The sequence below is a fragment of the Alistipes sp. An116 genome (assembly GCF_002161005.1).
GTDB lineage: Bacteria > Bacteroidota > Bacteroidia > Bacteroidales > Rikenellaceae > Alistipes > Alistipes megaguti.
On record NZ_NFLR01000009.1, the window covers coordinates 87114 to 109262 of the forward strand.

Below are 22149 nucleotides of genomic sequence, written 5' to 3' on the forward strand. Positions count from 1 at the left end.
GGCCTTAGTCCTTTACGTTGGTCAGCGAATCGGCGTCGTCGGCGTGGAGCTTGTCGTCGATCTTGGTGAAGAAGATGCCCAGCATCAGCACCGAGATGAGGATGTCGAGCAGGATGGCGAAGTTGATCAGCAGGGGCATCTCCACGCCGATGGCCGTCGAGAAGAGGAACACGCCGTTCTCGATCACCAGAAAACCGACCATGTGGGAGAAGATCCGCTGCCGCATCACGATGAGGATCAGACCGCTCAGCAGCGAGTAGAGCGCCACGCCGAAGAAGAGCAGGTCGACCGTCGAGTCGGCGATGTAGTAGGTCAGCGAGGCGCTCACGCCCAGCGCCACGATCGACAGCACGAGCGAGCCGGCCTGCGACGAACCCGAACGGCGCACGCGGTTGATGCGCGTGCGGCGGATCACGGCGAAGAGCAGCCACGGAACCAGAATGCCCTTGAAGAGCAGCGTCTCGAGGGCCACGAAGGCCAGCTCGGCGGGGTTGGCGGCGTGCAGACGCACCAGCGCAATGCCGAACAGCAGCCACCCCTGCAGCCCGATCAGCGAGGCGAAGTTGCGGAAACGCTCCGTGATCGAGAGGTAGACGAGCGTCACGACGTAGAGTAGAATCAGCGGCAGAATCATTGGATACCGATATTAAGTTGCAACAGGTAGCCCGTGAAGAAGACCAGGGCGGCCAGTGCCGTGATGGTGAGCAGGAAGGTGGTGTTGCGGATGAGCTTGTTGCGGGCCTGCGTCGACTCGACGATCCCCACCGAGAGCCCCGTGAGCAGCACGGCCAGCGGCGCGGCGAACCACCACCGCGGGCAAAGGGCCGCCGCCACGGCATCGGCCGCCAGCATCGACAGCGCCGCACTCTTCAGCCAGTTCGCGATCTTGATGTAGGCCAGATCGACGCCGCAGTAGTCGAGGCACATCACCTCGTGGATCATCGTCAGTTCGAGGTGCGTGCGGGGGTCGTCGACCGGCACGCGGCCGCTTTCGGTGAAGACGATCTTCGTCAGCACGTAGGCCGCCAGCAGCAGGACGATGATCAGCTGCGTGTCGTCGGAGGCTCCGGCGTCGAAGAGTTCGGCGAAGGAGGTGTGGCCCGAGAGCAGGGCCAGCGTCCCGATGGTGAGCATCAGCGCCGGTTCGACCAGCGCCCCGTAGAGCGCCTCGCGGCTGGCGCCCATCCCCTCGAACGAGCTGCCCGTATCCATGGCCGCCAGAATCAGCGCCCCGCGGCCCAGAGCCAGCAGGTAGGCGAAGGCCACCACGTCGCCGTCGAACGAGACCACCGGCGGCAGATTGCCCACCGGAATGAAGAGCTGCGCCAGAAGCGACGCGCCCAGGATGACCGACGGCGTCGTGCGGAACAGTACGGTGGTCGTCGTCGAGTAGACGGCCCCCTTGCGCAGCAGCAGGCGTACGTCGTAGAGGTGTTGGGCGAAACGGATGCCCTTGCGGCCCGCCAGCCGGGCCCGCGTGCGGTTGATCAGCCCCGGAATGCAGAGGGCCGCCGCCAGAAGCAGAAGCAGATTGAGCAGTGCCATGGCATCAGATGATATGGAGGATCGACAACAGGAAGACCAGCGCCAGGAAGGCCAGGGCAAAGAGCACGTAGTGGTTAATCTTGCCCGTACGCAGGCGCATGACGCGCTGGTTGATCAGGCGCAGCAGTTCGACCCACCACGCCGAGAAGAGGCGTCCGATGCGGTCGCGGTGGCCGACGTCGAAGCGGTGGGCGTCGGGGAAGATCTCGCCCTTGCCCACGGGCGACCCCTCGCCGCTGTTCTGTGTCAGTGACGTGGCGATCGACTGCAGCCCTTCGGAGAAGGACTCGCCCGTATACTGCATGCGGGTGTTCACCGCCGTGAAGCCGCAGCCCCACGTCGGGCCCTCGGCCACCTGACGTCCGCGCAGCGTGCGGCGTCGCAGCCATGCCAGGATGGCGACGACCAGAATCAGCCCCCAGGCGATGCGCCCGACTGCGGTGAGCGTCGGCGAGAGCAGCCAGTCGGCGGCATCCGACGGCGTGCGCAGGAAAAACTCCGCGGCGCGCGTCACGCACCCCACGGCCGCCCGCGGGAAGAGTCCCACGAGGAGGATGCCCGCCAGCGGCAGCGCCATGGCGGCCAGCCGCAGGTTGTCGACCTCCGAGGCTTCGGCCACCTCATGCGAGCGGGGCGAGCCGAGGAAGACCGTGCCGTAGAGCTTCGTGAAGGCCAGCACGGCCACGCCGCCGATCAGCGCCAGAGCCGCCAGACCGGCCGCCGAGGCGAGGATGTTGCTTCCCGAGGCGATGCCGTCGAGCAGCCCGAGGTAGACGAGCAGCTCCGAGACGAAGCCGTTGAGCGGCGGCAGGGCGCAGATGGCGGCCGTGGCCGCCAGGAAGAGCAGCGACGTGAGGGGCATGTGTTTCGTAAGGCCGCCCAGCGCGTCGAGCGACGTGGTGTGGGTCTGCGAGAGAATGTTGCCGGCCCCGAAGAAGAGCAGCGACTTGAAGAACGAGTGGTTGAGCGAGTGGAGCAGCGCCCCGGCGATGCCGCACAGCGCCACCATCTGGTTGCCCGAGGCCTTGCCCAGCGCCGCGATGCCCACGGCCAGCAGGATGATGCCGATGTTTTCGATCGAGGAGTAGGCCAGCAGGCGCTTCACGTCGTTCTGCATGGCGGCCAGAATGACGCCCCACAGGCCGGTGATGATCCCCACGACGAGGAGAATCACCCCGGCGGTGTGCAGTACGGGCAGATCGCCCAGGGCGGCCGTCGTGCGCAGGATGCCGTAGATGCCCGTCTTGATCATCACGCCCGACATCAGCGCCGAGACGTGCGACGGGGCGGCCGGATGGGCCTCCGGCAGCCAGACGTGCAGCGGGAAGAGGCCGGCCTTCATGCCGAAGCCCGCCAGAAAGACGAGGAAGAGCGGCAGTGCCGGCTTCGTGTGGAAGTATTGGCCCAGGGCGTCGAACGTCGCGCGTCCGCAGACGGAGTCCAGCCGCACGAACCCCACGACCAGCAGCACGAAGCCCACGTGCATCATGATCAGGTAGGCCAGCGCCGCGCGGCTCACCTCACGGCGTTGGGCGTCGTAGAGGATCAGCAGGAACGACGCCACGGTCATCAGCTCCCAGAAGAAGAGGAACGAGTAGCCGCCGTCGGAGCAGACGACGCCCAGCATGGCGTAGGCCATCACCGTGAGCGAGGTGTAGTGCAGCGAGACGTGGGCCGGGGACTTCTCCCGGAGCGTGTGGGCCAGATAGCCCCGCGAATAGAGCACCGAAGCTACCGAGCCGATCGAGATCAGCAGGACGAAGAGCGCCGAGAGCGGGTCCATCGATCCCGAATCGCCGCCGAAAAGCGTGCCGGGGATCATCCACAGCGATTCGGTGCCTCCGTCGGCCAGTACGCCGATGGCCCGGACCGAGGCCCACAGGGCTCCGGCGGCCGTCAGGGCGAGGGCCGTCCACGCCTTGGCCCGCAGCGGCGTCGAGAAGATCGCCGCCACGACCACCACGAGGAACAACAGGGTGTAGATAAATAGCATATTCTGCGGGTAAATGTGTTTTCGAAAGCGCTATTCGGCGGGACCGTTTACGGTGGCGGTCATCACAGTGGCCGCGACGGCTGCCGTCTCGGTGCGCAGCCGCTGCGGCCCGAGCGTGATCTCCTCGAAGCCGTGGGCCAGCGCCAGGTCGATCTCCTCGGACGAGAAGTCCCCCTCGGGGCCGATGAAGATGCGTACCGATTCGCCGGGGCGGATTGTGCGCGGCAGGAACCGTTTCCCGCGTGCGGAGTGCGCCGTCTCGCAGTGGGCGATCAGGCTCCGCCCCTCGAAGGGCTCGGCCACCGCCTCGCGGAACGCCGTCAGCGGACCCAGCTCCGGGCGGTAGGCCTTGAGCGACTGTTTCATGGCCGCCGTGATCACCTTTTCGCCCCGTTGCGGCTTGAAGCTCCGCCGCTCGCTGTGGGCCGTCTCGAGCGGGATGATCCGCGTGACGCCCACCTCGGTGGCCTTTTCCAGAAACCATTCGAAGCGGTCGGGGTTCTTCGTCGGCGCCACGGCCATCACCAGCCGGTAGGGCATCCGCTCGAATTCGGACTGCGTCTCGACGACGCGTACCGTGCAGCGGCGCGGGTCGGCCTCGATGATCTCGGCCCGATAGAGATTCCCGCGGCCGTCGGTGAGGTGGATCCAATCGCCGCGCCCCAGCCGCAGCACCCGGATGCAGTGGCGCGACTCCTCCTCGTCGAGCGTGTGGACGGGCGGTTCGAGATCCGGAGCATAGAAGAGTTGCATGGCCTTCGCGTATTTGTTTTACGGATTTTTTTATTGTACTTTTGTCTTGCGCGGGCCCGGACGGCGGCCTTTGTCTGCCGTGCCGGACTTGCGGCCCGCAAATGTACACAAAATAACACGATCCATGAAACGTATCATCGGTTTATTGACGCTTTTTCTGACCATGACACTCGTTTGTTGCAAATCCGAGAAGCAGGTGGGCGAGAATCCCTTCTTCTCCGAGTGGGAGACCCCCTACGGCGTGCCCCCCTTCGACCGGATCGCCCCCGAACACTTCCTGCCCGCCCTGGAGCGCGGCATGTCGCTCCATGACGCCGAAATCGACGCCATCACCTCGAACAACGACGAACCCTCGTTCGAAAACACGATTCTCGCCTACGACAACTCCGGGAAGATGCTCTCCCAGGTGGAGCTGATCTTCGAGATGCTCTGCGCCGCGGAGAACTCCCCCGAACTGGAGAAGCTCCAGGTGGAGGCGGCGCCTCTGCTGGCGGCTCATGCCGACCGTATCCGGCTCAACGGGAAGCTCTTCGAACGTGTCAAGGCGGTCTACGACCGCCGCGCGGCGATGGATCTCGATGCCGAGCAACTGCGGCTGGTGGAGAAGACCTACCGCAGCTTCGTGCGTGCCGGGGCGCTGCTCGATGCCGAACGGAAGGCCCGTCTGAAGGAGATCAACGAGGCGCTGTCGCTGGCCGCCGTGCACTTCGGCAACAACATCCGTGCGGAGAACAACAACTTCGTGATGATGCTTTCGTCGGATGAGCTGGACGGCCTGCCCGCAAACGTGCGTGATCTGGCCCGCGAGACGGCCGCCAAACTGGGCAAGAAGGATCGGTATGCCTTCACGCTGCAGAAGTCGAGCCTGATTCCCTTCCTGACCTACTCCTCCCGCCGCGACCGCCGCGAGGAGCTTTACAAGGCCTATCTGAACCGCTGCAGCAACGGCGACGAATACGACAACAAACAGCTGATCAACGACTTCATCCGTCTGCGCACGGAGAAGGCACACCTGCTGGGCTACCCGTCGTATGCCGCGTATGTGGTCGACGACGAGATGGCCCGCACCACCGACGCCGTCTATGCACTGCTCGACGAGGTGTGGGAACCGGCCCTCGAACGCGCCAAGGGCGAACTCGCCGAGATGGAGGAGCTCTTCCGCAAGGATGTCCCCGAGGGTGAATTCGCCTCGTGGGACTGGTGGTATTACGCCGAGAAGCTCCGCAAGCAGAAATACGCCCTCGACGAGGAGATGCTGCGTCCCTACTTCTCGCTCGAAAATGTCCAGATGGGGATCTTCTTCCTCGCCAACCGCCTCTACGGCATTACGTTCCGTCCGGTAGTCGTGCCGCTGTACCATCCCGAGGCCGTGGCCTACGAGGTGCTCGATGCCGACGAGTCGCACCTCGGCATCCTCTACTTCGACTTCTTCCCCCGCGACGGAAAGAGCCAGGGCGCCTGGTGCGGCAACTACGTCGAACAGACCTTCGACGAGGAGGGGCACCGTGTGGCTCCCGTCGTCTCGATCGTCTGCAACTTCACCCGCCCGACCTCGAACACCCCCGCGCTGCTGACCCTCGACGAGACCGAGACGCTCTTCCACGAATTCGGCCATGCCCTGCACTTCCTCTTCCACAATGTCCGCTACCGCGGCCTCTCGGAGGTCGAGGGCGACTTCGTCGAGATGCCCTCGCAGCTGATGGAGAACTGGGCCTTCGAACCCGACGTGCTCAAACAGTATGCCGTGCACTACCGCTCGAACGAGGTTATTCCCGACTATCTGATCGAAAAACTGCGCCGCAGCCGCCTCTTCAACCAGGGATTCATGACCACGGAGCTCATCGCCGCATCGCTCTCCGACATGGATATCCACTCGATTGGCGAATACGAGGAGTTCGACCCGATGGCCTTCGAGCGCCGGGCGCTGACCGAACGCCGCGGACTGATCCCGCAGATCGAACCCCGCTACCACTATCCCTACTTCTCGCACATCTTCGACGGCGGCTATGCGGCCGGATACTATTTCTATACGTGGGCCGCGGTGCTGGACAAGGATGTCTTCGAGGCTTTCCGCGAGAGCGGCGACCTCTACAACCGGCAGATCGCCGATTCGCTGCGCCGCAAGGTGCTCGCCCGTGGCGGCTCGGCCGACGGCATGACCCTCTACCGCGACTTCCGCGGCAAGGACCCCGACAAGCGCCCGATGCTGCGCAGCCGCGGTCTGTGGAGCGACCCCGTGCCGGCCGATTCGCTCTCCGTGAACCCGGTTGCGGGGAAGAACCCCGCCGCAACGCCGGCTTCACAGCGCTAACCCCCCCCCTCCCCTTCGAAAACGAAAACCCAAGACCCGAATATGAAAAAAGCAATTTTGATCATGGCTATTTCCGCACTGGCGGCAGGCTGCGCCGACAACTCGGTTCCCAAGGCACAGCTGCCCGAACTCGATCTTTCGAATCCGCTGCTGGCCCCGTGGGAGACCCCCTACGCCACGCCGCCCTTCTCGAAGATCGAACTCAAACACTATGAACCGGCCTTCGATGCCGCCATCGCCTGCTCGCGGGCCGAGGTGGCGGCCATCGTCGACAATCCCAAAAAACCGTCGTTCGTCAATACGATCGTCGCCCTCGAACAGAGCGGCTCGCTGCTCTCGCGCATCGAGGGGATCTTCTTCAACATGCTCGGCGCCGAGACCTCGGACCAGCTGCAGGAGATCTCGCTGCGCGTGCAGCCCAAACTGACCGAACTGGAGAACGACATCTCGCTCAACGAGAAGCTCTTCGAACGTGTGAAGGCCGTCTACGAACACCCCGGACGCCTCTCGCAGGAGGAGCGCATGCTGCTCGAAAAGACCTACAAGCACTTCGCCCGCAACGGCGCCGCCCTCTCGCCCGAGAAGAAGGAGCTCTACCGTCAGTATACGACCGAGCTCTCGGCCCTGACGCTCAAGTTCGGCCAGAATTCGCTGGCCGCCACCAACGCCTTCACGCTCCATATCACCGATCCGAAAGTGGTGGCCGAACTGCCCGGATTCGTGCGGGAGGGGATGGCCGCCGAGGCCGCCTCGCGCGGCGAGAAGGGGTGGACCGTCACGCTGCAGTATCCGAGCTACCTCCCCTTCATGACCTACTCCACGAACCGTGAACTGAAGGAGAAACTCTGGCGCGCGCGGTCCTCGGAGTGTCTGGGCGGCAAGTTCGACAACACGGAGTTGATCCGCCGGATCGTCAATACGCGGCTGAAGATCGCCAATCTGCTGGGCTACAAGTGCTATGCCGACTACGTGCTGGAGGAGCGCATGGCCGGTGACACGAAGACGGTCGAGTCGTTCCTGAACGACCTGCTCGTGCAGACCAAGTCGTGGGCCGATGCCGACTACCGCACGGTGAGCGAATACGCCGCCTCGAAGGGGCTCAAAGGAGAGCTCATGCCGTGGGACTGGCCCTATTACAGCACCATGTACAAGGATGAAAAGTATGCGCTCAACGACGAGCTGGTGAAGCCCTATTTCGAACTCGAACATGTCAAGAAGGGGGTCTTCCTGCTGGCCAACAAGCTCTACGGACTGAACTTCACGCCCAATACGAAGATCGACGTCTACCATCCCGACGTGACGGCCTACGACGTCACGGACCGCGACGGCCGTTTCCTGGCGGTGCTCTACCTCGACTTCTTCCCCCGCGCCTCGAAGACCGCCGGGGCGTGGATGACCGAATTCCGCGGTGCGAAGATCGTCAACGGCAAGGAGACCCGTCCGCTGGTCTCGCTGGTGATGAACTTCACCAAACCGACCGCAACGACCCCTTCGCTGCTCACCTTCGACGAATTCAACACCTTCCTGCATGAATTCGGCCACTCGCTGCACGGCATGCTCGGCAAGGGACACTACGAGTCGCTGACTGGCACGAACGTCTATCGCGACTTCGTCGAACTCCCGTCGCAGATCATGGAGAACTGGGCCACCGAGAAGGAGTATCTCGATCTGTGGGCCGTCCACTACCAGACCGGCGAGAAGATCCCTGCGCAGATCGTCGACCGCATTGTTGCCGCGCAGAACTATCTGGCCGCCTACCTCCATGTGCGCCAGCTGTCGTTCGGCTTCACCGATATGGCCTGGCATACGCTGACCGAACCCTTCGGGGGAGATGTCGAGCAGTTCGAAGTCCGGGCGATGGCCCCCACGCAGGTGCTGCCCGTGGTGGAGGGTACGGCCACGTCGCCGTCGTTCGGCCACATCTTCTCGGGCGGTTATGCCGCCGGCTATTACGGCTACAAGTGGGCCGAGGTGCTCGATGCCGACGCCTTCTCGCTCTTCAAGGAGAAGGGAATCTTCAATGAGGAGGTGGCTGAGTCGTTCCGCAAGAACATCCTCGAGAAGGGCGGTACGGAGCATCCCATGAATCTCTACGTGCGCTTCCGGGGCCACAAGCCCGACAGCCGGGCGCTGATCGAGCGCATGGGACTCGGAAAATAACGGCGCTGCGGTTTCGGTGCTGCGGTCTCGGAGTGAGAGGCCGCGCTCCCCGGAACCGGACCTGCGAAAAGCGGCCTCCTTCATTGGGCGGAGGCCGCTTTTTTTTGAACAGGTGCGGAGTTTTTTTGAGAGGGTGAGGGCTGTGGCTGGTATGAGGGCCCGGAATCCGGAACGGCTGTGTGTGCTCGGGGGTTGGTGTCCCTCTGTGGAAACCTTTCAGAAATCCCATCAACAAAAAAAACGTCTCGGAATCCGGATCGGCTGTGTGTGCTCGGGGGTTGGTGTCCCTCTGTGGAAACCTTTCAGAAATCCCACCAACAAAAAAAACGTCTCGGAATCCGGATCGGCTGTGTGTGCTCGGGGATTGGTGTTCCTCTGTGGAAACCTTTCAGAACCCCCCCCCACCAACAAAAAAACCGTCTCGGAATCCGGAACGGCAGAGTGCGCGGGAGTGGTGTTCCTCTGTGAAACCCTCTCAGAAACCCCACCAACAAAAAAACCGCCCCGGAGATCGGAGCGGTCTTTGTTGAGCTACCTGGATTCGAACCAAGAATAACAGGACCAGAATCTGTTGTGTTACCATTACACCATAGCTCAATGTCCTCGTCAAGCCTCTGTTCGATTGGTTTGACGATGCAAAAGTAGAACTTTATTTTTCAATTGCAAAGAAAAATCCAAAAAAAATTACTATTTTTGTTTCAATCTCCTCGGAGATAAACCTAATGAATCTTGAAATATTCTGTAAATCGTTACGTTATGGGAATCAAACTGCGCCTCGTCATCATGAACTTCCTCCAGTACGCCATCTGGGGTGCCTATCTGACCTCCATGGGATCGTATCTGGTCGGAGTCGGTCTGGCGACGCATATCGGCATCTTCTATGCCATGCAGGGTATCGTCTCGCTCTTCATGCCCGCCGTCATCGGCATCGTCGCCGACCGCTGGATCCCGGCTCAGCGCCTGCTCGGCTTCTGCCATCTGTTGGCCGCCCTGTTCATGGCCGCCGCCGGCGGTTATGCCATGACCTCGGGGAACGGCGTACAGTTCGGTCTGCTCTTTACGCTCTATGCGCTCAGCGTGGCCTTCTACATGCCGACGATCGCCCTCTCGAACTCCGTGGCATACTGCGTCCTCGAAGGCGCCGGTCTCGATACGGTCAAGGCCTTCCCGCCGATCCGCGTCTGGGGGACCGTCGGCTTCATCTGCTCGATGCTCCTCTGTGATGCCGCCGGATTCCAGACCACCTGCATGCAGTTCCTGCAGTGTGCCGTGCTGGGGCTCGTCCTCGGATTCTACGCCATGACGCTGCCCGCCTGCCCCGTCAGCCGCGACGGTGACCGCAAATCACTGGTCGAAGCCCTCGGTCTGAGAGCCTTCACCCTCTTCAAGCAGAAACGGATGGCCCTGTTCTTCATCTTTTCGATGCTGCTCGGCATCTCGCTTCAGATCACCAACGGATTTGCAAACCCCTTCATCACCTCGTTCCGCGATATCCCCGAGTATGCCTCGACCTTCGGCGCCAACCACGCCAATGCGCTGATCTCGCTCTCGCAGGTCTCCGAAACCCTCTGCATCCTGCTCATCCCCTTCTTCCTCAAGCGGTTCGGCATCAAGAACGTCATGCTGATGGCCATGCTGGCCTGGGTGCTGCGTTTCGGTCTGTTCGGACTGGGAAATCCCGGCGGCGGAGTCTGGATGTTCATCCTCTCGATGATTGTCTACGGCGTGGCCTTCGACTTCTTCAACATCTCGGGCTCGCTCTTCGTCAACAAGGAGACCGATGTGACGATCCGCTCCAGCGCCCAGGGGCTCTTCATGATCATGACCAACGGCATCGGCGCCACGATCGGTACGCTCGGTGCACAGGCCGTCGTCAACCGGCTGGTCTACTCGCAGCAGAGCGCCGCGGCCCAGGTGGCCGGCTGGTCGCAGTCGTGGTTGGTCTTTGCCGGATATGCCCTGGTGGTGGCCGTAGTCTTTGCGCTGGTCTTCCGTTATAAGCACGATCCCCATGCCGTCGAAGAGGTCAACCGCTGATCCGTGGCGGATCGGGGTCGGTGACCGCTGCATCCGCTGCGGCCGTTGCGTGCGGGTCTGTCCGTCGCAAATTTTCGGACGGGTGGAGCCCGAAGGGCGGATTGTGGTGCGCGAACCCGAAGGGTGCATCGTCTGCGGCCACTGTGTGGCGGCCTGTCCCGCGGGGGCGATCGACCACGAAGCCTTCCCGCTCGAACGGGTGCACAGGGCCGACCGGACGCAGCTCCCTTCGCCCGAGCAGGTGGAGTCGCTCATGGCCGTGCGGCGTTCGAACCGCGCCCTGTCGAGGCGTCCGGTGCCGCAGGAGTATCTCGACCGTATCCTCGCCGCCGCCGACCGCGCTCCGACGGCCAGCAATGCCCGTGAGCTGGGTTACACGATTGTGACCGATCCGGAGCGGCTGCGGCAGGTGGCCGAGTATACGCTCGGGATCTTCCAGGGGTTGGAACGGCTGTTGTCGAGCCCCTTCGTGAAGCCCTGGCTCAAGCCGCTGATGCCCGGCGTCTATCGCTATGTCCCGGTCTTTACCCGCCTGCGCCGCGACTATGCCGAGGGGCGAGACCGTATTCTGCGCGGCGCCACGGCGCTGATCTTCATCCACGCGCCGGAGAAAAACCGTTTCGCGGCCGAGGATGCCAATCTGGCCTGTCAGAACGCTTCGCTCATGGCCGAGGCGTTGGGGGTGAGTCAGATCTACATGGGGTTTGTGTTGACGGCCATCCGGCAGGACCGTCACAAGCGTCTGAACCGGATGCTGGGACTTGAAGGGCGTAGCATTGCGGCCATTCTGGCACTCGGAATGCCCGAATTCCTCTATCCCAACTACATCGACCGCGAACCCTCTGAGGTGCATCGCATCTGACTGCCTGCAGGGGCGCAAGGAGGGCGCAAGGGGGCATAAAGGGACGTAAGGGGCATAAAAGGACGCAGGGGGCATAAAGGGGCGCAAAAGGGCGCAGGGGCGGTGTGGCCGGCCGGACGGCACGGGCAGGCGGCGTGAATGGATGCCCCGGACGGATGGCACGGGCAGGCGGCACGGATGGATGCCCCGGCCGGATGGAGTGGACAGGCGGCTTGAATGGATGCCCCGGCCGGACGGCACGGGCAGGCGGCGTGAATGGACATTGTGCGGTGCGGCATGGACGTCGGTATGGACGGGCGTCACGGTGCAATACGGATTGCCGCCTTGCCGCCTTGCTCTTACGTCCGATTTCTTTTTTCCCCCCCCCTCGCCGTTGGCTCCATCGTAACCGGCCCCATGTCGTTCGTCCCTTGCGGTTCGCCTCGTTGCTGTGGCCGCTTGTCGTTATGCCCGCACGCCCCCTCCGCTAATAGAGGTTGTCGTACATCGACTGCGACTTGTCGTACTTCAGGTCGGAGAGTGATGCCGCCTTTACGCCGATGTTGAAACTCCAGCTCTTGTGGTAGCCGAACGGAATCCACGAGAAGGACATCTGCCAGCAGTGCAGGTCGCGCGTGATGGAGATCGACGAAGTAGTCAGCTTGTTGGTCTTCAGGTCGTAACCGCCCTGGAAGGTGATACCCGTCTTCGGCGTAAGGTTCACCGAACCGTTGAATCCCAGCGTTTGGGTGATGTTCTTGCGGTAGCCCGTCGTACCGTTGTTGACGTACGAGACGGAGTAGTTCACCGCATAGTTGAAGCCGAAGTTCCACGGCAGCGAGAAGTCATAGTAGCTCTGTGCCATGTATTGTCGCCGCAGCACGGGATCCATCTGCCCGTAGGGGTCGTAGAAGGGGTTCTGGTACTCCGGAGGGATCGACGTGATGTCGTTGACGGCCGGGGTGCTCTTGTCCTCGCGCGACTTGAACGTATAGCCGAACGACCAGCCCGTCGAGGTGATGCGCCCCGGGAAGAAGAGTTTGTCGTAGCGCACGCCCTGCGGCGAAACGCGATAGGGGTCGAGTGTGGCCGAGAGGTTGATGCCGAAGTTCTTGAAGAGCGTCGTGCGGAACGACAGCGAGATGGTCGACAGTCGCATCGAGTCGGCCAGGAAGTTGTACGAACCGCTGGCGCGCAGTTCGTCGATGAGCTTGATCTTCTTCACACCCGAGGTATCGCGCTTCGACAATACCTTCATCTCGAGGTTCTGCGACAGCGAAAAGGTCATCGACATCGACCGCCCGGACGACGGTACGCCATAGGCATTGACGGCGTAGGGCGAATAGGTCGTGAAGCGGCCCGTCGAGTCGGTCTGCCGCGTGAGGTAGTAGCCGTATTTCGGGTCGCTGAAGTCCGGGGCGTAGGAGAAGCCGAAGGTCGGCGTGATGGTATGGCGGATGGCCTGGATCTTGCGGTCGCGGCGCTTCTTGGTGAAGTCGTACATGCCGTAGATGGTCGTCGACGACGAGATGCTTAAGTTATAGTTGTACAGGCGGTAGAAGCCGTAGTTCGTCGGCAGCGTGTCGGTCTGGTTCGTCACCGGGTTCCACTCGTATTCGACCTTCTTGAAGTACCACTTTTCGGTGTAGTTGGCCGACGGCGTGACGTTGATGTAGTTGAACAGGTTGAACGATGCCGAAACCGGGATCGAGTGTTCGATGCCGTTCTTCATGTTCTCCAGCGTCTTTTTGGAGAAGATTTCCGATTCGGTGGTGGTCACCGAGTTGGTCATCTTGCCCGTATACTGCATCGAGATCTTCTCGTACCAGCGGTCCTTGCCCATCTTCTCCTTGCGCTTGAATGGGTAGAAGCGCGAGACGTTGAAGACCACTGTCGGAAGGGTGATCGAGAGCGACTGGTTCTGCGAGTTCTGCGAAATGGCCATGTTGGCCGACAGCGAGAAGGGGGTGCCCGTCCAGCTCTTCGAGTAGGAGATCGACGAGTTGGTCTGTGTGGCCAGAATGTCGTTGAGGTTCGTGGCCGAGTACTTGCTGTAGCCGCTCGTGGCGAAGTTCACCGAGGCCGAGAAGGTCGATCCGGGGTTGGCCTTCGCATCCTGCGAGTGGGTCCACTGGATGCGGAAGTTGTTCTGCTTGATGTAGTCGGGTTCGCCCTTTTCGCCGGTCTTGATGTTCGAGAACTCCATGTTGAAGCTGCCGCTGTACTTGTAGCGCTTGATGTAGCGCGAGGCGGCCGAGGCCTCCCACGACCCGAGGGTGTAGATGCCGCCCCGCACGGCCAGGTCGGCATAGTCGCCCAGCGTGAAGTAGTAGCCCAGGTCGCGCAGGAAGAAACCCTTCGAATACTCCTCGCCGTAGGTGGGCATCAGCAGTCCCGACTTCGGCCCCGAACTGATCGGGAAGAAGCCTTCGGGGATGCCCAGGAAGTAGATCGGAACATCCTCCATCACCAGGTAGGCCGGGCCCGTGACGACTTTCTTGCCGGGGATTACCTTCGCCTTGGTCATCGCCAGGTAGAAGTGCGGGTGGTCGGTTTCGTTGCAGGTGGTGTACTTGCCGTTCTCGATGTTGATCGTATTGTCGGGCATCTTCTTCACGCTGCCGCCCACGAGCCAGCCGTCGCCCTGTTGCGTGGCCACCCCCTTGATCTTGGCCTTCTTCGAGTCGAGGTTGTAGGTGATCGTGTCCATCTGGTAGGAGGCCGAACCGTCCGAAAATTCGGGCTTGGTGATGATCGGCCGGCCTTCGAGCGAGTCGGGTTTTCCGTAGGCGTGGACCAGTTTCGAGTTCATGTCGATGCGCATGAAGTCGGCCTTGAGGTTGCTGTTCTGGTAGGTGACGTCGCCCTGGTTGTAGATGTAGACCAGCTTGTTGCGTACGTCGTAGACCAGCGAGTCGGTATTCTTGCCCGAGATCGGGTCGTCGAGGAACGCCCCGGCCGGCCGGGGCTTCCTGACCGTGTCGCGGCGCATGGTGTCGACGGCCAGCGAGTCGGCGTGCATCTGGAGTGAATCGGCCTTGCGGGCGATGAGCGAGTCGACTTGTGCCGAGAAGAGCGAATCGCGCTCCTGCTGGCTCAGGGCATTGAAGGCGGCGTTGCGGCGGGCCCGTTCGCGCGCGGTACGGGCTTCACGGCGCAGTTCACGGCGCGAGAGGGTGGCGGGGGTGGCCCCCACGGTGTCGGAATCCCCCGCGGCCGTTGTGGCGGCCGGTGGTGTCTCGGGTCGGGAGGACGCCTGCCCGGATGTGGCGGCCGGTGGTGTTTCGGGTCGGGAGGACGCCTGCCCGGATGTGGCGCTGTCGGGGGCGGGAGCCGCCTCGGCCAGGGCCGGAATCCCGGAGCCGCCGGACGCCTCTTCGAGGGGTGAAAAGGGTATCGTACGGGGCGTCATGCCACCCAGCACAACCTGGGCGAACAGCACGAGTACGGCCGCCGATGCGATATATTTTACCCTCAGTTTATCCAAAATTCCAAAAATTTTCGTACCTTTGCCGACAAGTCGGCAAAAACGCTCGGATCGGGCTCCGGAGCCTCTCCGGCCGCATTTTCGGCCGCGTTTCCGGCCCGACAAAGATAGGTAAAAATTTACAGAAAGCTCACACTTGGCACCATTAAATATGCGCATGCGCCTTTTGTTGCTCCTCGCCTTTGCGGCGGCCGTCGTCTCTATCAACGCGGTTGCCGGCGGGAATATTGTGCACGGAGTCAGCGTGGTGGTCATCGACGCCGGGCACGGCGGCAAATTCCCCGGGGCACACTACGGCGGTGTCTACGAAAAGGACCTCACGCTGAAGGTGGCCCTCAAGCTCGGCAAGCTGATTGAGGAGGGGATGCCCGGGGTGAAGGTCGTCTATACGAGGACGACCGACAAGGCCCTCGGCGCCGATCTGGCCTCGGATCTCCAGGCCCGGGCCGATATCGCCAACCATGCCGGCGGCGACCTCTTTATCTCGATCCATGCCAATGCTGCGCCGAAAGCTGCCTCGGTCCGGGGTGTCGAGACGCTCATCATGGGCGAAACCCCCAAGGAGCAGCGCTACAACGAAAATGCCCTCTACGAAAGCAACCGCGAGGATCTGATCGACATGTCGGACGAACGTACGGCAGCCATCGTGCGGGCCTATATTCAGAATCTGCAGTTCACCTACGGCGAATACAGCATGGCCATCGCCCGCTGCATCCAGACGAGCTATGCCAAGGCCGGCCGCAATTCGCGCGGCGTGAAGCGTCAGCTGCTGCGCGTGCTCTACGCCACGGACATGCCCGGTGCGCTGACCGAGATCGGATTCATGACCAATGCCCAGGAGCTGGCCTACATGAAGTCCGACAAGGGACAGAATGAAATTGCCTCGTCGATCTACCGTGCCGTGAAGGAGTATTCGGCCTATGTGCTGAAGACGCGTCGGGCCGAGGAGGGCGCCTCGGAGAAGGAGACGACCCCGCCGGCCGGCACCTCCCAATCCGCCGGCACCTCCCAATCCGCCGGCACGCAGCAGCCGACTCCGAAGCCGGCAGCCGATTCGGCCAAGGCCTCCGGCAAGGGGGCCGCGAACTCCACGCAGCCGTCCGTCGCAGGAAAGGTTTCGGGCGAAAACGCCTCCGCCGCAAAAGAGTCCGCCGCAAAGGGGGCCGTTGCGAAAGAGTCTGCCGCGCAGCAGCCGTTGCGCTATGCGGTGCAGGTGCTGGCTTCGGCCAGGAGCATCCCGCTCAATTCGGCGCAGTTCCGCTCGTATCGCGGCAAGGTGCGGCAGTATACCTCACAGGGGCGTTTCCCCTATAAATATTGTGTCGGCGAGTTCGAAAGCCGTACCGCCGCACAGCGCAAGGCCGCCGAAGTGCGCAAAATTTTCCCCGAAGCCTTCGTGGTCTGCTGTCGGGGTACGCAAATTGTAAACAAATAGTTCGCGATGAAAAGAGAAGTCAAGATCGGAATATTTGCCGTGTTGATGTTCGTGGCCGCCTGGGCCGGAATCCGTTTTCTGAAGGGGTTCGACATCTTCGGCCGCAACACCGTCTATTACGCCTCGTACGATCAGATCAGCGGTCTGCAGGCTGCTTCGCCCATCATGATGAAGGGGGTCAAGATCGGTACCGTGACCGGCATTGCGTTCAATCCCGAGCGCAGCCAGAATGTCGTGCTGCAGTTCACCATCAAACGCCAGTACCGGATCCCGATCGATTCGGAGGCCAAAATCTACAGCGACGGCCTGATGGGTGGCAAGGCCATCGAAATCGTCTACGGTTCGTCGGACGAGTATCTCGAAAAGGGCGATACGCTGCGTTCGGTGCGCGGCCGCGACCTGATGGATATGGCCGGTTCGGAGCTGGAGTTCTTCAAGCAGAAGGTCTCGCGCCTTACCGACGACCTTTCGCGTACGCTCAACAACATCAACCGGCTGCTCGAAACCAATGCCGGGCACGTCAACGGTACGATGGCCCATCTCGATGCCCTGTCGGGTGATCTGGCCGAGGTGCTCGATGCGCAGAAACGGAATCTGTCCTCGGCCGTCGAAAACCTCTCGGCCTTCTCCGAGATGCTCGGCGAAAATGCCCCGCGGGTCGACAGCATGATGAACAACCTGAACCGCATCACCACGGAGCTGGCCGAGGCGGAGTTCGCAAGCCGTCTCACCGAAACGGTGGAGGAGGTCGATGCGCTGGTTGCGCAGATCCGCCAGGGAGAGGGAACCGTCGGCCGGTTGCTGAACGATCCGGCGCTCTACGAATCGCTCACCGAGGCCAGCGACAATCTGGCGTCGCTGCTGGCCGATCTGGAGCAGTATCCCGGACGCTACGTCCACTTCTCGCTCTTCGGCCGCAATCCCGAGAAGATGAAGGCCCGGGCCGAACGGCAGGCCACCCGCCAGGCCGAACGTGCCGAGCGCGATTCGTTGAAGGCCCTGCGCTGAGAGCAGATGCTGCAACACCCGGCTCTTGAATCGCGCGGAAAGGTCGTCCCGCGCGGCGCGGTGTGTCGCCGATCACCTGGACAAAGCCCTGTTTCCGGCCCCGGACAAGTCGTGGGGCCGTTTTTATTCGATTCATCCATCGCATGATCTATCCAGCCACTTTCGAACAGAAAATAGGTTTCGACCGCCTTCGGGAGCAGGTCGCCGAACGTTGTACGATGCAGGCCGCCCGTGAGCGGATCGCCGCCGAGGGCTTCTCGACCTCGCCGCGCGAGATCGAACACCGTCTGGCTCTGGCCGACGAGATGCGCCTGATCGTCGAAATGGAACACGAATTCCCCGGCGGAGAGTATCCCGACGTCGAGCAGATCCTGGCCAAACTGCGTGTCGAGGGGGCGTTCCTTGACGTGGGGGAGGTGGTCACGCTCGGTCACGCCCTGCGCGCCATCGGCGGCATCGTCTCCTTTATCCTCAATCGTGCGGAGCGTTATCCGACGCTCCATGCCCGCACGCGGGGTGTCGAGGCCTTCCCCGAGATCGTGCGGCAGATCGAGGCGATCGTCGATCCGTTCGGCAACGTGCGCGACAACGCCTCGCCCGCGCTGCAGGAGATTCGCAGCGCCATCCGTCAGCACGAGGGGCTCGCCGCCAAGCGGCTGCAGGCGGTGCTTTCGGCCGCCAAGGGGGCCGGAATCGTCGAGAGCGACGCCCAGATCTCGATCCGCGACGGACGGGCCGTGATCCCCGTCTCGGCCTCGAACAAGCGCAAGCTGCAGGGCTTCATCCACGACGAGTCGGCCACGGGACGCACCTTCTACATCGAGCCCGTCGAGGTGGTGGAGATCAACAACGAACTGCGCGAACTCGAATACGCCGAGCGGCGCGAGATCGTGCGCATCCTCACGGAGTTCACCGAGGGAATCCGTCCCGATGCCGCGTTGATAGCCGCGTCGGGTGACTATCTGGCCGAGATCGACATGCTGCGTGCCAAGGGTCGCTGGGCCTCGGAGAACCGCTGCGTGCGGCCGATCCTCTCGATGGACGACCGGCTTGTGCTGAAGAATGCCCGCCACCCGCTGCTGCAGCAGACGCTGCGCGCCGCCGGCCGCGAGATCGTGCCGCTCGACCTGCAGCTGGACCGCCGCAAGCATATTCTGGTCATCTCGGGGCCGAATGCCGGCGGAAAGTCCGTCTGTCTGAAGACCACCGGCATCGTGCAGTACATGTTCCAGTGCGGATTCCCGGTCCCGGCGTCGGAGATCTCCGAACTGCCTGTCTTCGAGAGCATCTACATCGACATCGGCGACGAGCAGTCGATGGACAACGACCTGTCGACCTATTCGTCCCACCTGCTGAACATGAAGCACATGCTGGCCGGGGCGTCGGACCGTATGCTGGTGCTGATCGATGAGTTCGGGTCGGGAACCGAGCCGATCATCGGCGGGGCCATTGCCGAGGCGATCCTCGAACGGCTGCTGGCCCGGGGGTGCTACGGCGTCATCACGACCCACTATGCCAACATCAAATACTATGCGTCGAATACCGAGGGGATTGCCAACGGTGCGATGATGTTCGACGTGCAGCACATTCGCCCGTTGTTCAGGCTGGAGATGGGCAAGCCGGGCAGTTCGTTTGCCGTGGAGATCGCCCGCAAGATCGGACTCCCGGAGGAGATCATCCGTGCGGCGAGCGAAAAGGCCGGTTCGGACCACATCAACATCGAGAAGCAGCTGCGCGAGATCGCCCGCGACAAGCACTACTGGGAGCAGAAACGCGACCGCATCCGTCTGACGGACCGCAAGGTCGAGGAGCTGGAGCAGACCTACACGGAGCAGCTCTCGAAGATCCGCGCCGAGCGGCAGGAGATCCTGCGCCGGGCCAGGGAGGAGGCGCAGCGCCTCATTGCGGATGCCAACCGGCAGATCGAGAATACGATCCGCACGATCCGCGAGGCACAGGCCGAGAAGGAGCTGACGCGTCTGGCGCGCCGCGAGCTGGACGACTTCCGCGAGACGGTCGAGAAGGAGGATCCGTCGGAGCGCGACGAGCAGGTGGTCCGCGAGATGGAGCGCATCGAGCGGCGCCGTCAGCGGCGTGCCGAACGGCGCGAGCGTCAGGGCGAAAAGGGCCCCGAGAAGCCGGCACAGGCGGTCGAGAAGCCACGTGAGGTGGAGGTCGGGTCGAAGGTCCGCATGGCGGGGCAGGAGATGGTCGGCGTGGTGCAGTCGCTGAAGGGCAAACGGGCCCAAGTGGCCTTCGGGCAGATCCTCACGACGGTCGACAAGTCGGCGCTCCGCGTCGTCTCGAACAACGAGTACCGCGAAGCGACGCGCCCGACAACGGCCCGCACGGTCTATTCGGCCGATATCTCGGCCCGCAAGCTCAACTTCAAGGATCATATCGATGTACGCGGCATGCGGGCCGCCGAGGCGCTGGAGGCGGTGCAGAATCTGGTCGACGATGCGCTGATGCTGGGCGTCGGCTCGGTGACGATCCTTCACGGCAAGGGGACCGGCGCCCTGAAGGAGGAGATCCGCCGCTATCTGAGGACGGTTCCCGAGGTGGTATCGGCCGTCGACGAACATGCCGACCGCGGTGGAGCCGGCATCACGATCGTGACGTTCGACCTCTCCTAAGGCGGGTTGCGGCCTGCCGCCGAGGGGGCCGGTGCGGTGCTTTGTGATCGGGCGGGAGCATGCGGGCGTTTTCTTTTCTGGATTTTTTTGCGTAAATTCGTCTTTGCAACCGGGCGGATCTCCCCGGTGGTGCGATCCCTAATCTCGAAATGAACTGGAAAGAACAGACCGATGAACGCCTCCTGCAGGGACTCGACGAGAACGACTGCGGAGCCTTCGACGAACTCTATCTGCGGTATGCTCCGCATGTGGAGGCCTTTGCTTTCTGTTTGCTGAAAAATCGCTCGGAAGCCGAGGATGTCGCCCATGACATCTTTCTGAAAATCTGGGAGAACCGCACCGGTATGAGCCATGTGAAATCCCTGCGCAGCTACCTCTTCCGCATGACCCGCAATGCCGTCTTCGACCGCTTCGAGCACAGGCATGTCCGAATCCGTTACGAGCGCAGTTATCCCTCGGTCGGGGAGCTGGTCTCGGAAGATCTCGCCGCCCGGATCGCTTCGGAGGATCTGTTGCTGATCATCGAAATGGCCGTCGAGCAGATGCCCGAACAGCGGCAGCGCGTCTTCCGTATGAGCCGCTACGAGAAACGTTCCCACCAGGAGATCGCCCGGGAACTCGGCATATCGACCAAAACCGTTGAATACCATATTCATACGGCTCTCTCCGAATTGAAAAAAATCATCGGAATCATCGCCTTTTTCTGTTGATTGCCTCTCGCGGAGCCTTTGCCCGCCGAGATGACATTTCTGTGACATTTTGTCCGCAGAATCCCTGTTGTTGGCTTTTACGCTATTTTCGCCCCGGATTTCAGAATTCCGGGGTGAATGATTTTGGGGAGTGGGCATCGTGTTGAAAAAAATTGATTTTCCGACTGGGGTTGCCCCCTTGTTGCCCGTCTTATGGATGTAAATGCCGTGGAAACATGAATCTGGTTCGAAAAATTATCCACACCTATCTCTTCCATCCGATGCCCGACCGGGTGCAGGAGCACTTCCGCTCCTGGATCCTGGACAAGGAGCATGCCCGGGAGAAGGAGTCGGTTCTGCGCGAGGAGTGGGACCGGCTCGACCCCGCCGAAGTCTTTACAGTCGACGAGCGGAGCTATCGGCGCAAACTCGGGCGGCTGCATCGCGAAATGCACGTGGCTCCGAAGGCGCGGCTGATCACCCTTTCGCGACGGGCTGCCGCCGTGGCCGCCGCTGTGGTCGTGCTGCTGATGGGCGTTGAGTTCTTCGTCGTGAAGCACCTGGCCGCCGACTCTACCACGTGGCTCGTGACGGCCGAAAACAGCAAGGGACGCTTTACGCTGCCCGACGGTTCGACCGTCTGGCTCAATGCCGATTCACGCCTGGCCTACCGGGCCGATTTCGCCGAAAACGGCCACCGCAGAGTCCGCCTCGACGGCGAGGCCTTCTTCGACGTGAAGCGCGATACGCTCGCACCCTTCGAGGTGACGATGGACGAACTGCAGGTCCGCGTGCTCGGTACGCGCTTCATGGCCAGCCATATCGACGACTTCGGGATCGAAGAGGTCACCCTGCAGTCGGGTAGCGTCGAGGTCGAACACCTCCATTCGCAGGAGCGCATCCGGCTGGTCCCCGACCAGAACTGTACGTTCGATGCCTCGACCGGACTGACGACCGTCCGCAACGTCGTGGCCGACAACTATTGCAGCTGGACCGGCGATTCGATCGTCTTCGACAACATGACCCTCGGGGAGATTGCCGTCAACCTCGAACACTGGTACAATATCCGTATCCGCATCGAATCGGATGTCGACCCGTCGGTGCGGATCTCGTTCACGCTGCGCCCCGAAACCCTCGATGAGACGCTCCGCATCATCGAAAATCTGACTCACTATCACTGTCTGCAAATTGACAAGCACCATATTTCCATCCGTAAATGAACGCCTTTTGACCCATGAAACCAGACAACTGAAC

At 62.2% G+C, this 22149-nt stretch carries 14 protein-coding genes and 1 tRNA gene; 9 read left to right on the top strand and 6 right to left on the bottom strand.

Features of this window, described 5'->3' with window-relative positions; genetic code table 11:
* Positions 1-4: 4 nt before the first annotated feature.
* The 4 genes from B5E60_RS07910 to B5E60_RS07925 are packed head-to-tail and all read right to left on the bottom strand — an operon-like array spanning position 5 to position 4291.
* Positions 5-634, bottom strand: a complete 630-nt coding sequence (locus B5E60_RS07910; protein ID WP_087310972.1) for a hypothetical protein — start codon at positions 632-634, stop codon at positions 5-7.
* Complete coding sequence (locus tag B5E60_RS07915) at positions 631-1545, bottom strand: respiratory chain complex I subunit 1 family protein (protein ID WP_087310973.1); 915 nt, start codon at positions 1543-1545, stop codon at positions 631-633. Before B5E60_RS07915 ends, B5E60_RS07910 begins: the two co-directional genes overlap by 4 nt.
* 4 nt (positions 1546-1549) lie before the next feature.
* Entirely contained in the window at positions 1550-3538 is a 1989-nt protein-coding gene (locus B5E60_RS07920) for a proton-conducting transporter transmembrane domain-containing protein (protein WP_087310974.1), read from the bottom strand.
* Positions 3539-3568: 30 nt separating this feature from the next.
* Positions 3569-4291 (bottom strand): 16S rRNA (uracil(1498)-N(3))-methyltransferase, encoded by a 723-nt coding sequence (locus tag B5E60_RS07925; protein ID WP_087310975.1) that lies wholly within the window; start codon positions 4289-4291, stop codon positions 3569-3571.
* A 124-nt stretch (positions 4292-4415) separates the two neighbouring features.
* Here B5E60_RS07925 and B5E60_RS07930 point away from each other — a divergent pair, with 124 nt between their 5' ends.
* Both B5E60_RS07930 and B5E60_RS07935 read left to right on the top strand, forming a co-directional pair.
* On the top strand, positions 4416-6602 hold the full coding sequence (locus B5E60_RS07930) for a M3 family metallopeptidase (RefSeq protein WP_087310976.1): 2187 nt from the start codon (positions 4416-4418) through the stop codon (positions 6600-6602).
* A gap of 42 nt (positions 6603-6644) precedes the next feature.
* Positions 6645-8762 carry a M3 family metallopeptidase gene (locus tag B5E60_RS07935; protein ID WP_204246455.1) on the top strand — a complete coding sequence of 706 codons (2118 nt, stop codon included), beginning with the start codon at positions 6645-6647 and terminating at the stop codon, positions 8760-8762.
* 526 nt (positions 8763-9288) lie between these two features.
* Here the strand turns inward: B5E60_RS07935 and B5E60_RS07940 are convergent.
* A tRNA-Gln gene (locus tag B5E60_RS07940) sits at positions 9289-9359 on the bottom strand.
* A 159-nt stretch (positions 9360-9518) separates the two neighbouring features.
* Here B5E60_RS07940 and B5E60_RS07945 point away from each other — a divergent pair.
* Positions 9519-10799 carry an MFS transporter gene (locus B5E60_RS07945; RefSeq protein ID WP_087310977.1) on the top strand — a complete coding sequence of 427 codons (1281 nt, stop codon included), beginning with the start codon at positions 9519-9521 and terminating at the stop codon, positions 10797-10799.
* On the top strand, positions 10774-11661 hold the full coding sequence (locus B5E60_RS07950) for a nitroreductase family protein (RefSeq protein WP_087310978.1): 888 nt from the start codon (positions 10774-10776) through the stop codon (positions 11659-11661). Before B5E60_RS07945 ends, B5E60_RS07950 begins: the two co-directional genes overlap by 26 nt.
* A 466-nt stretch (positions 11662-12127) precedes the next feature.
* Here B5E60_RS07950 and B5E60_RS07955 read toward each other — a convergent pair whose 3' ends face one another.
* The gene (locus B5E60_RS07955; protein WP_087310979.1) at positions 12128-15127 is read right to left on the bottom strand and encodes a putative LPS assembly protein LptD; all 3000 of its coding nucleotides are present in this window, start codon (positions 15125-15127) and stop codon (positions 12128-12130) included.
* 151 nt (positions 15128-15278) lie between these two features.
* On the opposite strand from B5E60_RS07955, the gene B5E60_RS07960 reads away from it, so the two are divergent.
* From B5E60_RS07960 to B5E60_RS07980, 5 genes are all read left to right on the top strand, one after another.
* Positions 15279-16562, top strand: a complete 1284-nt coding sequence (locus tag B5E60_RS07960) for an N-acetylmuramoyl-L-alanine amidase family protein (RefSeq protein ID WP_087310980.1) — start codon at positions 15279-15281, stop codon at positions 16560-16562.
* 6 nt (positions 16563-16568) lie between these two features.
* Positions 16569-17570 carry an MlaD family protein gene (locus B5E60_RS07965; RefSeq protein WP_087310981.1) on the top strand — a complete coding sequence of 334 codons (1002 nt, stop codon included), beginning with the start codon at positions 16569-16571 and terminating at the stop codon, positions 17568-17570.
* A gap of 143 nt (positions 17571-17713) precedes the next feature.
* The gene (locus B5E60_RS07970; RefSeq protein ID WP_087310982.1) at positions 17714-20206 is read left to right on the top strand and encodes an endonuclease MutS2; all 2493 of its coding nucleotides are present in this window, start codon (positions 17714-17716) and stop codon (positions 20204-20206) included.
* A 149-nt stretch (positions 20207-20355) separates the two neighbouring features.
* On the top strand, positions 20356-20916 hold the full coding sequence (locus B5E60_RS07975; RefSeq protein WP_087310983.1) for an RNA polymerase sigma-70 factor: 561 nt from the start codon (positions 20356-20358) through the stop codon (positions 20914-20916).
* Positions 20917-21131: 215 nt separating this feature from the next.
* The gene (locus tag B5E60_RS07980; protein ID WP_204246456.1) at positions 21132-22115 is read left to right on the top strand and encodes a FecR family protein; all 984 of its coding nucleotides are present in this window, start codon (positions 21132-21134) and stop codon (positions 22113-22115) included.
* Positions 22116-22149 lie beyond the last annotated feature (34 nt).

Bases quoted from the DNA above. Each gene is read 5' to 3' on its own strand.
- B5E60_RS07925 (WP_087310975.1), bottom strand. From the start codon at position 4,291: ATGCAACTCTTCTATGCTCCGGATCTCGAACCGCCCGTCCACACGCTC.
- B5E60_RS07915 (WP_087310973.1), bottom strand. From the start codon at position 1,545: ATGGCACTGCTCAATCTGCTTCTGCTTCTGGCGGCGGCCCTCTGCATT.
- B5E60_RS07945 (WP_087310977.1), top strand. From the start codon at position 9,519: ATGGGAATCAAACTGCGCCTCGTCATCATGAACTTCCTCCAGTACGCC.
- B5E60_RS07960 (WP_087310980.1), top strand. From the start codon at position 15,279: ATGCGCATGCGCCTTTTGTTGCTCCTCGCCTTTGCGGCGGCCGTCGTC.
- B5E60_RS07975 (WP_087310983.1), top strand. From the start codon at position 20,356: ATGAACTGGAAAGAACAGACCGATGAACGCCTCCTGCAGGGACTCGAC.
- B5E60_RS07930 (WP_087310976.1), top strand. From the start codon at position 4,416: ATGAAACGTATCATCGGTTTATTGACGCTTTTTCTGACCATGACACTC.
- B5E60_RS07965 (WP_087310981.1), top strand. From the start codon at position 16,569: ATGAAAAGAGAAGTCAAGATCGGAATATTTGCCGTGTTGATGTTCGTG.
- B5E60_RS07935 (WP_204246455.1), top strand. From the start codon at position 6,645: ATGAAAAAAGCAATTTTGATCATGGCTATTTCCGCACTGGCGGCAGGC.
- B5E60_RS07910 (WP_087310972.1), bottom strand. From the start codon at position 634: ATGATTCTGCCGCTGATTCTACTCTACGTCGTGACGCTCGTCTACCTC.
- B5E60_RS07950 (WP_087310978.1), top strand. From the start codon at position 10,774: ATGCCGTCGAAGAGGTCAACCGCTGATCCGTGGCGGATCGGGGTCGGT.
- B5E60_RS07980 (WP_204246456.1), top strand. From the start codon at position 21,132: ATGAATCTGGTTCGAAAAATTATCCACACCTATCTCTTCCATCCGATG.
- B5E60_RS07920 (WP_087310974.1), bottom strand. From the start codon at position 3,538: ATGCTATTTATCTACACCCTGTTGTTCCTCGTGGTGGTCGTGGCGGCG.
- B5E60_RS07970 (WP_087310982.1), top strand. From the start codon at position 17,714: ATGATCTATCCAGCCACTTTCGAACAGAAAATAGGTTTCGACCGCCTT.